The following is a 14,825-nucleotide window of genomic DNA, read 5'->3' as shown; positions in this document are numbered from 1 at the left end:
CGAGTAAAACTCGCTCTATTTCTTTAAGAAGAAAGGGATAGGGATAATGAGCAAGTATATATTAAAAAGAATACTGATAAGTTTAGCTACATTACTTGTCATATTATTTGTATTATTCTTAATGCTTGAATTTATGCCAGGGTCACCTTTTAATGATGAAAAACTGACAGAGGCACAACGTGTTCTTTTATATGCAAAATATGGTTTAGATCAGCCATTCTTTGTGCGGTTTTTCAATTATGCAGCAAATATGTTAAAAGGGGATTTTGGTGTTTCATACGTTATTAATAAAAACTTTTCAGTAACTACAATGATTGTTGCTCGTCTTGGTGTAACAATTCGTATTGGACTTCAAGCGATGATTTTGGGAACTGTCATTGGTTTGATTTTAGGAATTATTGCAGCTATTAAACACAATACATGGATTGATACCTTGTGTTCAGCGATATCAATTGTTGGAGTGAGTGTTCCATCGTATGTATTTGCCTTGGCACTTGCATATTTTGTGGGATTTAAAATGGGATTGTTTCCTATTTTATACAATCCTGCTATGCCAGAAAAATCCACGGTCTTACCAACGATTGCATTATCACTATTTACAATCGCAAATATAGCTCGATTTACGCGTTCTGAAATGATAGAAGTATTAAATTCAGAATATGTGCAATTAGCACAATCAAAAGGTATAAAAGAATGGAAATTAATAATTAGACATGCATTACGTAATACATTAATTCCAATTATTACAGTTATGGGTCCATTGCTTGTTGGATTATTAACAGGTTCAATGGTAGTCGAAAAAATATTTAGTATACCTGGTTTAGGTTCGCTTATGGTTTTGGCAATTCAAAACAATGATTACAATGTTGTAATTGCTTGTGCCTTTGTATATTCTGCATTGTATGTTTTTACGATGTTAATTGTAGATGTGCTTTACGGTGTAATTGATCCACGTATTCGTATTGCAAAGGAGGGCGTATAATATGACACAAATTACTGATGTTGAATTCAATGAAGATGATTTTCAGTTTGCCCATGAATCAAATCAAAAATTAGTTGATAAAGCATATAAAACCTCTTCTTATGCTAAAGATGTTTGGAGCCATTTCAAGAAGAATAAAGGTGCAGTATTTGGTGCAATTGTTATTGTAATCATCATATTACTAGCGATATTTGGTCCATATTTTAATGATCATACGTATAAATCAATTATTATTGAACATGCATCATTAACACCAAGAGTTCCATTTTTAGAAAATTTTGGATTATTTGATGGGATGTATCATGGTAATAATCAATATATAACTAAAGGAATTGAAAATATATATTATTGGTTTGGTACAGATACACAAGGACGTGACTTGTTCACAAGAGTTTGGGAAGGTACCCGAATTTCATTGATTATCGCATTTACAGCAGTAATCATTGATATCTTTATTGGTATGGTATACGGATTAATTTCTGGGTATTTTGGTGGTAAGGTAGATATGGTTATGCAACGTGTAGCAGAAATTTTAAATGGTATTCCAACGCTAGTCATTGTAACTTTATTAGGGTTAGTATTGCCAGCTGGTATTTCATCAATTATTTTTGCATTAATGATTACTGGTTGGATAGGGATGAGTAGAATTGCTCGTGCCCAAGTTTTAAAATTAAAAGAACAAGAATTCATACTTGCATCAAAGACATTAGGTGCAAAGAATTTTGCAATTATTTTTAAAGATATTTTACCAAATATTTTTGGTCAAATTATCATTATGAGTATGTTTTCAATTCCTAATGCAATCTTTACTGAAGCTTTCTTATCCTTCATTGGTTTAGGTGTACCTGCACCAATGGCATCTTTAGGATCATTAATTTCCGAAGGATATAAGTCAATGACAATTTATCCACATATGATGATGAGTGCAATTGTTGTACTAGCATTACTCATGTTGTGTTTTAACTTATTTGCTGATGGATTAAGAGATGCATTTGATCCAAAGATGAAACAGATGTAGGGGAGGGATAAACATGACTGAAAAGAAAAATAAAAAAGATCGTGTTCTCTCTATCCGCGATTTAAATATTTCATTTGAAACAGGCTCAGGAGTTGTGAATGCAATTCGTGGCGTGCGTTTAGATTTATTTAGAGGGGAAACAATTGCCATTGTAGGTGAATCTGGTTCAGGGAAATCAGTTACAGTGAAAGCGATAATGGGTATTTTAAGTAATAATGGAAAGATTGACCATGGTTCTATTATCTTTAACTATAAAGAAAAAGATGGAACTGAAAAAGTGGTAGATCTTGTAAAGATGACATCAAAACAAATTCGTTATCAAATTTGTGGTAAGAAGATTGCGATGGTGTTCCAAGACCCAATGACTTCTTTAGATCCAACCATGACAATTGAAAAACAAATCATGGAAGGTATGATTGAGCATGAAAAAATATCTAAGCATGAAGCAAAAGAAAGAACGCTTCAATTACTTCAATATGTAGGCATTGAAAATGCTGAAAAAAGAATGAAACAATATCCTCATCAGTTATCAGGAGGAATGCGTCAACGTGTTGTTATTGCGATTGCTTTATCATGTAATCCAGATATTTTAATTTGTGATGAGCCAACAACGGCACTTGATGTTACTATTCAAGCAAAGATTCTGGAACTAATAAAAGCAATTCAAGCAGAGAAAAATATTTCAGTAATTTACATTACCCATGACTTAGGTGTTGTTGCGAAGGTAGCGGATTATGTAGCTGTTATGTATGCTGGTAAGATTGTTGAGAAAGGGAACATCAATGAAGTTTTCTATGATCCACGTCATCCATATACATGGGGCTTATTAAGCAGTATGCCGGATGTAGATACAAATAGTCATCGTTTATTTGCGATTCCTGGTTCTCCACCCAACCTTCTAGAAAGAATTGAAGGAGATGCTTTTGCACCTCGTAATCCTTTCGCACTAAAAATTGATTTTAGAGAAGAACCTCCTATTTTTGATGTTGGTGGACAACATCGTGTGTGCAGTTGGCTATGTCATCCCAAAGCACCAAAGGTGGAGATGCCAGAGGATTTAAAACGAAGAATCGAAAAGATGAAAAAGGAGGTAAATATCAATGGATGAAAGAACTCCTTTACTCGAAGTAAAAGATTTACGACAACATTTTAAAATTAGTAGAAAATATACAACAAAAGCTGTTGATGGAATTAGCTTTAAAATCTACGAAGGTGAAACATTTGGATTAGTTGGAGAATCAGGTTCTGGTAAATCAACAACAGGACGTTCAATTATTCGTCTATATAATCCTACTTCAGGTGAAGTCATTTTCGATGGTAAAAAAATAAGTGGTAAATTATCTGCTCAAGATGAAAAAGAATTACGGACAAATATGCAAATGATATTCCAAGATCCTATGGCTTGTCTAAATCCGCGTAAAAAAGTTTATGATATTATTGCACAAGGATTAGAAATTAATCATCTATATAAAAACAAAGAAGAATTAGATGAAAAGATAAACAAAATATTGGAAAGAGTTGGATTATCAAAAGAACATGCGACACGTTTCCCTCATCAATTTTCTGGTGGACAACGTCAACGTATAGGAATAGCACGTGCCCTTGTGATGAATCCTAAATTAGTTATTGCCGATGAAGCAATTTCCGCTTTGGATGTTTCGATTCAAGCCCAAGTGGTTAACTTAATGAAAGATATTCAAGAAGAATTAGGGACAACATATTTGTTTATTGCACATGATTTATCAATGGTTAAATATATTAGTAATCGTATCGGTGTAATGCATTTAGGACATATTGTTGAAATGGGAACTACAGATGAGATATTCCAAAATCCTATTCACCCATATACAAAATCACTGTTATCTGCAATTCCTCATCCTAATCCTGTTGTAGAAAAGAAAAGAATTGCTTTAGTTTATGATAAGGATAAAGAAGGTATTGATTACACAAAAGGTGTCTATCATCAATTGACAGAAACACATACTGTTCTTGCGACAAATGATGAATTTACCCGTTGGTATACACAATAAAAAAAGCTCGTAATTAAGTTTACGAGCTTTTATAATACATGCTTCATATGGATATGTGGGCAATACTCATCATAATAGATTTCCCCATATTCTGTATAACCAAGTTTTTCATAAAATTCTTTCGCTTGTACTTGAGCACCCAAATGAGTAGAAGATGCACCCATTTCTTTTGCTTTAGCTTCAAGTTGTCGAATGATTTGAACACCATATCCTTTACCACGATAATCTTCTAAAACACAAACACGTCCAATAACAGTGTTTCCATCTTCAATAAATATACGACCTGTTGCAAAGGGCTTATTATCATCATAGAAAAGGACATGTATACAATGATTATCAATTTCATCTTCATCAGTTGAAAACCCTTGTTCACGAATAAATACATCTTCTCTAACGAACATTACTTCTTTATAGTGGTCTTTGTTTTCGTAAAATTTAATTTCTATCATAATTACCTCAATCTATTGTTTGAATTATACCAAAGTAAACGGTAAAATAATAGTAGGTGATATTATGACAGATGGTTTATTTTATTTATTAGATATAGTAGTTTTAGGTATAGTTATTAAATTAATTCTTAATTCGATGAAAATTAAAGTTCATTCTGATGTGGGATCAAACAAAATAGCTACTATTTTATTTGTTGCATTTTCAGCGTTTCTTTATTTCACAGGAAATAGTATTTTTAATACTATTCAATGTTTTGTTGTATTAATGATTGGTTTAGCCTATTTGAATATACGCAGTGGATTTGTAGACGATGGAATTGTTTTAATGGGTAAGCTATATAAAGGTCAATTTATTAGAAATTTAGAATTAGAAAAAGATGGCGATGCGTATCGTGTTTCTTTTAAATATAAGAAAAAACAACATTTTCTTTATCTAACAGAAAGCAATGCAAAACAAGCAAAAGAGATTATGCAAAATCTGCAAAAAAGAGGATAAAATGAACGCAAAAGAAATGTGGCAAGTATATTGTCAAGAAAGAGATTTAGGAAGAGTTGATTTTTGGCAATATGGTGTAGCAGCAGATAAACTTGCGAAATTAACATTGGATGGAGTAAAAACTGCAACTGCAAGTGCATATGATTTATATCTTCTTGATAATACAGAAGATTTACCAGAAATTAATCAATACAGTGTTATCAGTGATTCAAAAGATGAAGCAATTTGTATTATCAAAACAAATAAAGTTACACTTGTTCCTTTTAATGAAGTTACAGCTGAACATGCATATAAGGAGGGCGAAGGAGATCGTTCCTTAACATATTGGCGAAAAGTTCATCAAGAATTTTTTACGGATTGTTTGAAAGAAGTTGGATTACTTTTCACAGAGCAGATGATAGTTGTCTGTGAAGAGTTTGAGGTTGTTTATCCTAGATAAAGTTTAACCATAGATTGTAGAGGGCAGAATATGGAAATGATGTGTGAACAATGGATAAAAGAAAAGTATGATGAGTTATTACCTGAACAAAGACAGGAATATGCTTTTATTAGTTTAAAGATTAAACAATTAAGGCGCTTAAATATTTTGTATGGCAGAGATTTTGTGGATGAGCTAATACTTGAATTTCATAATGCGCTTTTAGAGGCAGTTGAAAATAAAGGATATGCCGCGTATCTACAACATGGCTATTATAATTTATTGTTACAGCTACCAGAAAAACGTGATGATTATTCACTGGTGATGTGGTTTTCTGAAATACTACATAAAACATATTATTTAACGGATAAGCGATTTGAAAAGATTGTTTATTGTGGGTTAGGTGTATATAGGCTGGAAGAGAATATCGTTGATTTTTATACTGCACAATACTATGCAGATATTTGTAGAACAGAATCTAAAGAAAGAGACTTTCTTATTTCTCATGTTGAATTTTACGGTTCCAGTTATCAAGATATAAAACTAAATGCACAAGAATATCGAAGAAGATTTGATGATGCTTTGCATAACAAACATATTCACTTATATTTACAACCTAAAGTCAATTTAAAGACAAAAGAAGTTGAAAGTGCAGAAGCACTGATGCGATGGATAGATCCTGAACTAGGTCTTTTACCAATTAATGAATATTTACCAGTTCTTGAGGAAAGTGGTCAAATGAATTTGGTAGATTGTTATATATTTGAAGAGACTTGTAAGGTCATCGAACATTGGAGTAAAGTTTATAAAAAGGAAATTAGTATTTCTGTCAATGTATCAAAGAGTACATTTGTTTATCCTTTCTTTCTAAATGAATTTGAAGACATACATAAAAAATATGACTGTAAGAAGGAATGCATAGAATTAGAGTTAATTGAAAATATTATTCTTAATCAATCAGAAAGAGTTAAAGAAGTTGTAGATGAAATTAAAAAGTATGGATATCGTGTTTCATTAGATGATTTCGGTAGTGGCTATTCGTCATATAGTGTACTATGCAATACACCTTTTAATGCAGTGAAAATTGATCGTTCATTGTTTTTAGACCATACTAATCCAAAAGAAAAAATTCTAGCGAAACATATTATTCAAATTGCTCATGAATTAGGTATGGAAGTTGTAGCAGAGGGAATAGAAACAAAAGAATATGTTGATAATCTTACTCAAATAGGGTGTGATTATATTCAAGGGTTTTATTTCTACAAACCCATGCCGGTAGAAGAATTTGAAGAAACATTTATCAAAAATAAAGTATTAAAATAAATTTCTCTTTTAAGTTATTGACAGTTGAATTTTTTTACAGTAAACTATCGATAATTGATATACAAGCTATGAATAGAAATAGTAACTTTGTTAGAGATTAATAGAGACTTCTTGGTTGGTGGAAAAGAAGATGATCAATAAAGTGAACACATCTAGGAGCTGTTTACCGAATAAAGTAGGCTAAGCCGGGTGTACCCGTTATTGTACTAGAGTATGATTGTACTCAATGAGGAAATGCCAGTGATGGTATTTTAAATTTAGGTGGAACCGCGAAGATAACTCTCGTCCTATATAGGATGGGAGTTTTTTGTTTATTACATTCGCTGAATATTCAAAGATGCATATCAAGAAAGAAGAAGGAGAAAATAGAATGAAAAAGTTTTTATGTCTTGTAGCAGTAATAGCACTTCTTACGGGGTGTGCTTCAAAGAAGGAGGAAGTGAAACGTGAGGAAACCATAGTTATCGGTTTAGATGACACATTTGCACCGATGGGTTTTCGCGATGAATCAGGAAAGTTAGTAGGATTTGATGTAGATTTAGCAAAAGCTATTGGTGAAAAATTAGGAATGAATGTTGAGTTTCAACCAATTGATTGGGCAATGAAAGAAACAGAATTGAATGGAAATAATATTGACTGTATTTGGAATGGATACTCTATTACAGAAGCAAGAAAAGAAATGGTAGAATTTTCAAATCCATATCTACAAAATAAACAAATAATTATTACATTGAATGAAAGTTCGATTAATTCAAAAGAAGATTTAGCAAATAAAAAAGTGGCTGTTCAAAAAGAATCGAGTGCTCTAGATGCTGTTCAACAAGATAGCATTGTCACTCAATTGAATAATTTGATTGAGTTTGATACAAATATAGATTGCTTTCTTGATTTAGAAGCAGGTAGAAGTGATGCGATTGTTTGTGATGAAGTATTAGCACGTTATGTAATGAAACAACGTGGTGAAGAAAAATACAAAGTTCTGAGTGATAATTTTGGTGAAGAAGAATATGGAATTGGATTTAGAAAAGCAGATACAGAACTTGTAGAGAAAGTGAATCGTGCACTACAAGAATGTATTGACGATGGAACAGTTGAACAAATTAGGATGAAATGGTTTGCACAATGAGTATGTTGATTAAACTACTTCCATCTTTGTTAGAAGGTGCAAGTATGTCTTTATTCATATTTTTTGGAACACTTCTAGTTTCGTATCCATTATCACTACTATTTTCTTATTTGTATACGTTACAAATAAAAGGATTAAATCAGTTGTTTCGATTCTACATCATGATTGAAAGAGGGACACCTTTACTATTACAACTTATGTTTATCTATTTTGGATTACCACTATTGAATATTGCAATAGATCGAATGAGTAGTGTTTTTATTGCCTTTATTCTAAATTATGTTGCGTATTTCATGGAAATTAACAGAGGTGGTATAGAATCAGTAGATAAGGGTCAAGAAGAGGCTGCAAAGGTTTTAGGTTATTCAAAAACACAATGCTTTCGATATATTATTCTACCCCAAGCTTTCAAAATAACATTACCTAGTTTAGGTAATGAAGCACTAACGTTGATTAAGGATACATCTTTAGTAACGGTATTAGGAGTAACAGAACTTTTGAAAGTAGGAAGAAATGCAGTTAATGTATATGCAACAGCACTACCTTTTGTCTATGTAGGTGTGATATATCTAATCATGACATCAACGTGTTCATTGATAATAAAGAAAATAGAAAGTAGATTAAGTTTTTATAGGTAAGAAAATGTTGAAAATATTGAATTGTTCTAAGGCATTTGGTGGACTGAGTGTTTTAGATAATGTAACACTCGAAGTAGAAAAACATGAAATTGTATCAATCATGGGACCAAGCGGAATTGGGAAATCAACACTACTTCGCTGTATATGTGGATTAGAAGAAATGGATGAAGGCGTAATTGAGATTGATGGATTAGTTGAAAATAGAAATCATAAGATTGGTTATGTATTTCAAAATTATAATCTGTTCCCTCATCGTACAGTATTTGAAAATTGTGTAGATTCTTTATATTTAAAAAAAGAAAACAAAGAAGATGCAAATGCAAGAGTAACAACACTTTTACAAAACTTGAATATATGGGATAAGAAGGACTGTTACCCCTATCAATTATCTGGTGGACAAAAGCAACGTGTAGCAATAGCCAGGGCATGTGCATTAACACCGGCATATATTTGTTTTGATGAACCAACATCGGCACTTGATGCAAAGAGCTGTACAGATGTTATTGAATTAATTAAGCTACTTGCGAAAGATAATTTAGGTATTTTGGTTGTGACACATGATCGTGAATTTGCGAAAAAAATCAGTACACGAATTATATCACTAGAATGAAAGTAGGTATTATTTCATACCTGCTTTTTATATTCGATGAAATGTCATAAATTTCATAAAATGTAAAAAGTTTAAAGAGGATAATATAGTTTCTAAACATTTGTAAAGCGTTTACATAAAAAAGTGGAATGCTAAAATAGAGTCGTGATTAAATCACAATGTGCACATTTGAAAATTAAATATAAGGAGAGAAAAGATGAAAACGTTTATACAAAAACTGGGTAAGTCTTTGATGGGTCCATTATCTATCATTGTTGCTGCAGGTTTATTACTAGGGTTAGCATCAACATTACAAAATCCAAATGTATTTGGAAATATACTTGCCAATGTTGAAATCGTTAATAATTTTGTAAGTTTAATTAATACGCTAGCAGGAAGTTTATTTGGATTATTACCAATATTATTCTGTATGTCTGTAGCGCAGGGGATGTCAAAAGAAGATAAAGAGGTTGCAACATTTGCATCTATTATCGGCTTTGTATTGTTTCACGCTACGATTCGTTTTTTACTTCAAATGAATGGTATTACTGCTGAGACAACAAGTATTGAATATTTAGTATCACAAGGGATGAATGTGTTAGAGGCTACACAACAAAATGCAGCCTACGATGTTGTTATGGGAATCTTTACATATCGCATGAGTATCTTTGGTGGAATTATTGTTGGTTTATGGACTGCAATGATTCACAACAAATTCCACACAACACAATTACCAACAGCTTTTAGCTTCTTTAGTGGAAAACGTTTTGTACCAATTATGATGGTAGTTACAATTCCATTTTTAGCACTTGGTATGTATTTTATTTGGCCATTATTTAATATGGTTATTAATGGATTTGGTGATTTACTAGCTTCGGTAGGAGCGTTTGGTACTTTTATTTATGGATTTTTGGAACGATTACTTATTCCAACAGGATTACATCATATTTTAAATCAGTTGATACGTTTTACACCAATTGGTGGAACTGCAATGATCGATGGTGTTCAAGTTTCAGGAGCACTTAATATTTTCAACCAATTATTAATGCAAGCGAATCCAAACATGGATGTGATGCGTGAAGCAACTCGTTTCTTAACACAAGGAACTCACCCATTCATGGTATTTGGATTACCAGCTGCATGTTATGCAATGTATAAAACAGCTCTTCCTAAAAATAGAGGAAAAATTAAAGGGATGTTACTTGCGGCAGCACTAACAAGTTTCTTTACAGGAATTACTGAACCGATTGAATTTGCTTTCTTCTTTATTTCTCCACTACTATGGTTATTCCATGCAGTAATGGCAGGATTATCATTCCTTATCAATACATTACTTGGTGTATGTATTGGTAATGCAGGTGGCGGTTTGATTGACTTAGTTTTATTTGGAGTTTTACGTGGACCAGAAACAAAATGGATTATTAACGTAGCTATTGGTATTGCCTATGCTGCAATTTATTTCTTTGTATTCAAGTGGGCTATTCTAAAATTCAACATTAAGACTCCAGGTAGAGAAGATGAAAATGATGAAGTTGATAATACGGAAGAAGTTACAGAATTAGGTGCATCAATTATGAAGGCTTTAGGTGGAAAAGAAAATATTGTTGAAATCGATAACTGTATTTCAAGACTTCGTTTGATTTTAAAGGATACATCACTTGTAGATGAAAATTTATTAAAGAAAACAGGTTCCTTAGGAATCATAAAAATTAATGAAACGAATATTCAAGTTGTTTATGGTGCTAAGGTAGAAAAGGCAGCAGCTGAATTAAAACGTGCTGTAAAATCGAATGCTTAATCTTTTTAAGAAAAAAGAGAAATTTATATTGCCAGTATCAGGTGATTGTATCCCTATGGAAAAAGTTAATGATACAGTTTTCTCACAAAAAATGATGGGAGATGGATTTGCAATAATCCCATCTGATAAAACAATATATTCACCATTTAGTGGAGAAGTGAGTGTTTTATTTCCAACAAAACATGCGATTGGAATAAAAAGTGATGCAGGGGTTGAGGTTTTAATTCATGTTGGCATTGATACAGTCAGTTTAAAAGGTGAAGGATTTGAGTCTTTTGTTCAACAAGGTGACAAGATTGCACAAGGTGATAAACTGATTGATGTTGATTTTGATTTGATAAAACAAAAAGGATTTGATCCAGTTGTAGTAATTATCTTTACAAACAATTCAATAAAGATAGAAGAAAAATTGCATCATGGTGAACATCACGAAAAACTATCTATTTCAATTAAATAGAGGAATTTAAAAGCCCTATATGGGCTTTTTCCTATAATGGCTTTAAAGCATATTCTTAGAGCCAATATAGGAAAAATATTAAATTTATAAGAAGGAGCTAATTATGGAAACAAGAGCAGAAAGAATTCAAGCAAATATAGAAAAATTAAGTACATTTACATCAACACCTGGAAAAGGAGTAACACGTTCATCTTACTCAAAAGAAGATAGACAGGCAAAAGACTATTTAATTGAAGAGATGAAAAAAATAGACTTAGAAATATATGAAGATAGTTTTGGAACACTCTTTGGAAGAAGAGAAGGTAAGAACAAAAACGCTCCTGTAGTGATGTTAGGTTCACATTATGACTCTGTTGTACATGGTGGGGGATTTGACGGTGTAGCTGGCTCTGTAGCGGCATTAGAAGTTATGCGAGTACTACATGAAACTAATTTTGAAAACGATTATCCATTGGAACTAATTTTAATGAATGCAGAAGAAGGTGAAACATTTGGACCAAGTACTGGTGTAACAAATTCAAGAGCCATGGTTGGGACAATGACAGAGCTAGAATTAAAGACTGTAAAAAATCGTTTTGGTCAAACTAAACTTGAAGCTATGATGGAATATGGATTAAATCCTGATTTACAAGAAGCTAAGAAAAAGCCAGGGTCAATTAAGAATTTTCTAGAACTACATATTGAACAAGGACCAGTATTAGAAAGAGAAAACATTGATATAGGATTAATAAAATATCTTGCAGGGATTGGTCGTTATACAATTCGTTTCCATGGTAAAACAGCGGATTCAACAGTTTCAATGATTGCGAGAAAAGATGCACTTGTCGCAGCTTCTGCATTTATTAATGAGTTTGATAAACAAATTAAGGAACTTGGAGATAGCGTAACAGGTATGGTGGGTAAACTGGATATCCAACCAAATTCAAATCAATTCGTTCCAGAATATGTAGAAGGTAAAATAGAGATAAGAACTTTCAATAAAGAAATAACAGAAGAAATAAATTTTACTAAATTAATACAAGATATCTTAGATGCAATTAGTACAAAATATGAAATAGAAACAGAATTAGAAGAAATAACTAGAATAAACTATCCAAATCCCACAAAACCAAGTATTATGAATGCAGATAATGTACAGAAGATGATCACGATTTGTAAGGACTTGGGATATAGTTACTCAGTAATTAATAATGGTACTGGGCATGACTCAATGATCATGACAGATTTCACAGATGTGAATATGATTTATGTTCCAAGTAAAAATGGTGTATCACATTGTCCAGAAGAGTGGACAGACTATGACAAAATTAAAAAGGGAGCAGATGTTTTGCTTCATCTAGTTATGGATTTAAGCTGTGATGAATAGAATGAAAGGAATTCACAATGAACAAATTAAATAGAGTGAATTATAAAATTATTAAGGAACCAAAATTGGATTGTACAAATAAACCAGTAATGTTAAGTGATGAAACAATGAAACAAAGATTTCAAAATGTTATTCACAAAATGAAAGAAAAAGACATAGATACTTTAGTAGTCTATGCCGATTTAGAACATGGAAGTAATTTCGAATATCTAACAGGTTTTCTTCCACGTTTTGAAGAAGCTTTATTAGTAGTTCATCAATCTGGTAAAAGCTTTATGTTGATGGGAAATGAAAACTTAAATAAAGTCAGCAAAGCTAGACTAAATGCTGAAGCGATTCATGTACCACATTTTTCTTTGCCGAATCAACCAATGGGAAAAAACAAGAGTATTAAAGAATTATTAAGTCATGCTGGAATTATGAAAGATTCTAAAGTTGGAATTGCAGGATGGAAGAAATTTACAAGTGTTAGTGAAAATAATGAACAATTGTATGATGTGCCTTATTTCATTATTAAGGCAATTATTGATCTTGTAGGTGATGAAAAGAAAATATCAAATGCAATCAATATCTTCATTGGTGATGGCGGAGTACGATGTAAAAATAATGTAAATGAAATTGAACATTATGAATTTGGAGCATCGCTTGCATCAGATTGTATGCTTAAAACAATGAATAAAATTGATCTTGGAATATCTGAATTAGTGCTTGGAGATACCCTCAATGCTTTTGGTCAAAGAAATAGTGTAGTTACTATTGCAGCTTCAGGACCAAGATTCCTTAACGCAAATATATATCCAACCGATAAATGTATTGCTGAAGGTGAAACGATAAGCATGACCGTAGGATACAAAGGTGGTTTATCTTCAAGAGCAGGTTATATTGTAAATGATGAACAAAGCTTGCCAGATAATTGTAAAGATTATTTAGATGTGCTTGTAAAACCATATTATAATGCTATAGCAGTTTGGTTAGAGAATATTCATTGTGGTATGGTAGGCAAAGACTTATATCAATTAATAGAAGATGTACTTCCTAAAAGTAAATACAATTGGACACTATGCCCAGGTCATTTAGGTGCGGATGAAGAATGGCTATCATCACCTATCTATGAAAAGAGTGAGGAACAAATAGTGAGTGGCATGATTTTTCAAACGGATATTATCCCTTCACTTTCAGGCTATGCTGGTACAAGTGTTGAAAGCACAATTTTAGTGGCTGATCAAAAGCTTCAAGATGAAATTAAAAATGCTTGTCCTGAAATGTGGGCAAGAATGATGCAAAGAAAAGAGTATATTGAGAATGAATTGAATATTCAATTAAATAAAGATGTTCTTCCAATGTGTTCAACTGTAGCATATCTTAGACCCTTTCTATTAAATAAAGAAAAAGCAATGAGCTTATAAGTAAAAAGTGTATGCATTTGAAATGTATACACTTTTATTTTAGAGTGAAATAATTTGTATAACCGTCATAAAGTAAATGTAAAATTAAATGCAATGTTAAATAAGAAGAATCATTGATATTCATATCTTTATCAATACTTGTACTTTGAAAATAGAGATTATATTTTGTTATTCGAGATAGTTCATTATTATTAAGATTTGTAATTGAAATCATGGGAATACCTAAGACATCTAAATTTACAAGTGTCTCTTGATATTTTTCTATTTTTCCAGACCATGAAGCAATGAAGAGTAAATCTTTATCACTCATATACTTTTTCATAATTTTAAGTTCTGTTGATGTTGGTACCATGATAATATTTTTATTTACATTCAAGAAACATCGTGCAAATTCTTGGAGCATTAAACGTTGCCCTTGTCCTGTTCCATAAGCATAAATGTTTTTGGCATTATGAATCATTTCGTATATTTCATTTATGTGTTTATTTTGTTGAAATACTTTTATCGTTTGAGAAATATCTTTATTAATAATTTCAACGATATCAACAGACTCTTTATTTTTTTCATGGATATCACTTTTCAAAAAATATTTGAATTCACTATATCCACTAAAACCTAATTTCTTCGTTGTTCTTAGAACTGTAGCGGTAGAAGCATTACATTTTGAAGCAAGTTCTGAGATACTAATTGTTAAACAAAGATTTAAATTATTTTGAATAAAATTTAAAA

The 14,825-nt window shown here is 31.7% G+C and carries 16 protein-coding genes and 1 other annotated feature; of the genes, 14 read left to right on the top strand and 2 right to left on the bottom strand.

The features are described 5' to 3' along the window. The first annotated feature begins 46 nt into the window (after positions 1-46). From RSB60_RS01935 to RSB60_RS01920, 4 genes are read left to right on the top strand one after another with little or no spacing between them, the layout of a single operon-like run. On the top strand, positions 47-982 hold the full coding sequence (locus RSB60_RS01935; protein ID WP_323381126.1) for an ABC transporter permease: 936 nt from the start codon (positions 47-49) through the stop codon (positions 980-982). A 1-nt stretch (position 983) separates the two neighbouring features. Further along, positions 984-2,000 carry an oligopeptide ABC transporter permease gene (gene opp3C / locus RSB60_RS01930; RefSeq protein WP_323381127.1) on the top strand — a complete coding sequence of 339 codons (1,017 nt, stop codon included), beginning with the start codon at positions 984-986 and terminating at the stop codon, positions 1,998-2,000. Positions 2,001-2,013: 13 nt separating this feature from the next. Next, positions 2,014-3,108 (top strand): ABC transporter ATP-binding protein, encoded by a 1,095-nt coding sequence (locus RSB60_RS01925; RefSeq protein WP_332475834.1) that lies wholly within the window; start codon positions 2,014-2,016, stop codon positions 3,106-3,108. Continuing rightward, on the top strand, positions 3,101-4,030 hold the full coding sequence (locus RSB60_RS01920) for an ABC transporter ATP-binding protein (RefSeq protein WP_323381129.1): 930 nt from the start codon (positions 3,101-3,103) through the stop codon (positions 4,028-4,030). The genes RSB60_RS01925 and RSB60_RS01920 overlap by 8 nt, the downstream gene beginning before the upstream one ends. Positions 4,031-4,059: 29 nt before the next feature. On the opposite strand, the gene RSB60_RS01915 is transcribed toward RSB60_RS01920, so the two are convergent. Continuing rightward, on the bottom strand, positions 4,060-4,479 hold the full coding sequence (locus tag RSB60_RS01915) for a GNAT family N-acetyltransferase (RefSeq protein ID WP_323381130.1): 420 nt from the start codon (positions 4,477-4,479) through the stop codon (positions 4,060-4,062). Positions 4,480-4,543: 64 nt separating this feature from the next. Here RSB60_RS01915 and RSB60_RS01910 point away from each other — a divergent pair, with 64 nt between their 5' ends. The 10 genes from RSB60_RS01910 (at position 4,544) to RSB60_RS01865 (ending at position 14,096) form a co-directional block, all read left to right on the top strand. After that, positions 4,544-4,975 (top strand): hypothetical protein, encoded by a 432-nt coding sequence (locus tag RSB60_RS01910; protein ID WP_323381131.1) that lies wholly within the window; start codon positions 4,544-4,546, stop codon positions 4,973-4,975. A gap of 1 nt (position 4,976) precedes the next feature. Further along, positions 4,977-5,414, top strand: a complete 438-nt coding sequence (locus tag RSB60_RS01905) for an ASCH domain-containing protein (RefSeq protein WP_323381132.1) — start codon at positions 4,977-4,979, stop codon at positions 5,412-5,414. Between the two features lie 30 nt (positions 5,415-5,444). Next, positions 5,445-6,716 (top strand): EAL domain-containing protein, encoded by a 1,272-nt coding sequence (locus RSB60_RS01900; RefSeq protein WP_332614225.1) that lies wholly within the window; start codon positions 5,445-5,447, stop codon positions 6,714-6,716. A 59-nt stretch (positions 6,717-6,775) separates the two neighbouring features. Continuing rightward, positions 6,776-7,009, top strand: a binding site (T-box leader). A gap of 77 nt (positions 7,010-7,086) precedes the next feature. Then, complete coding sequence (locus RSB60_RS01895) at positions 7,087-7,842, top strand: amino acid ABC transporter substrate-binding protein (RefSeq protein ID WP_332614223.1); 756 nt, start codon at positions 7,087-7,089, stop codon at positions 7,840-7,842. Continuing rightward, complete coding sequence (locus tag RSB60_RS01890) at positions 7,839-8,480, top strand: amino acid ABC transporter permease (RefSeq protein WP_323381135.1); 642 nt, start codon at positions 7,839-7,841, stop codon at positions 8,478-8,480. Before RSB60_RS01895 ends, RSB60_RS01890 begins: the two co-directional genes overlap by 4 nt. A 4-nt stretch (positions 8,481-8,484) precedes the next feature. Continuing rightward, positions 8,485-9,090: an amino acid ABC transporter ATP-binding protein gene (locus RSB60_RS01885; RefSeq protein ID WP_332491826.1), complete on the top strand. Its 606-nt coding sequence runs from the start codon at positions 8,485-8,487 to the stop codon at positions 9,088-9,090. Positions 9,091-9,286: 196 nt separating this feature from the next. Next, on the top strand, positions 9,287-10,867 hold the full coding sequence (locus RSB60_RS01880) for a PTS transporter subunit EIIC (protein ID WP_323381137.1): 1,581 nt from the start codon (positions 9,287-9,289) through the stop codon (positions 10,865-10,867). After that, positions 10,860-11,324: a PTS sugar transporter subunit IIA gene (locus RSB60_RS01875; protein ID WP_323381138.1), complete on the top strand. Its 465-nt coding sequence runs from the start codon at positions 10,860-10,862 to the stop codon at positions 11,322-11,324. Before RSB60_RS01880 ends, RSB60_RS01875 begins: the two co-directional genes overlap by 8 nt. A gap of 103 nt (positions 11,325-11,427) precedes the next feature. Beyond that, the gene (locus RSB60_RS01870) at positions 11,428-12,690 is read left to right on the top strand and encodes a M20 family metallo-hydrolase (protein WP_332614220.1); all 1,263 of its coding nucleotides are present in this window, start codon (positions 11,428-11,430) and stop codon (positions 12,688-12,690) included. A 17-nt stretch (positions 12,691-12,707) separates the two neighbouring features. Next, entirely contained in the window at positions 12,708-14,096 is a 1,389-nt protein-coding gene (locus tag RSB60_RS01865) for a M24 family metallopeptidase (protein ID WP_332614218.1), read from the top strand. 34 nt (positions 14,097-14,130) lie between these two features. Here the strand turns inward: RSB60_RS01865 and RSB60_RS01860 are convergent. Further along, a partial coding sequence (locus tag RSB60_RS01860) for a MurR/RpiR family transcriptional regulator (RefSeq protein WP_332614216.1) occupies positions 14,131-14,825 on the bottom strand: 695 nt, incomplete at its 5' end.

The organism is Anaerorhabdus sp. (assembly GCF_036657415.1).
GTDB lineage: Bacteria > Bacillota_I > Bacilli_A > Erysipelotrichales > Erysipelotrichaceae > Anaerorhabdus.
This window is presented reverse-complemented; position numbering and strand designations above follow the sequence as displayed.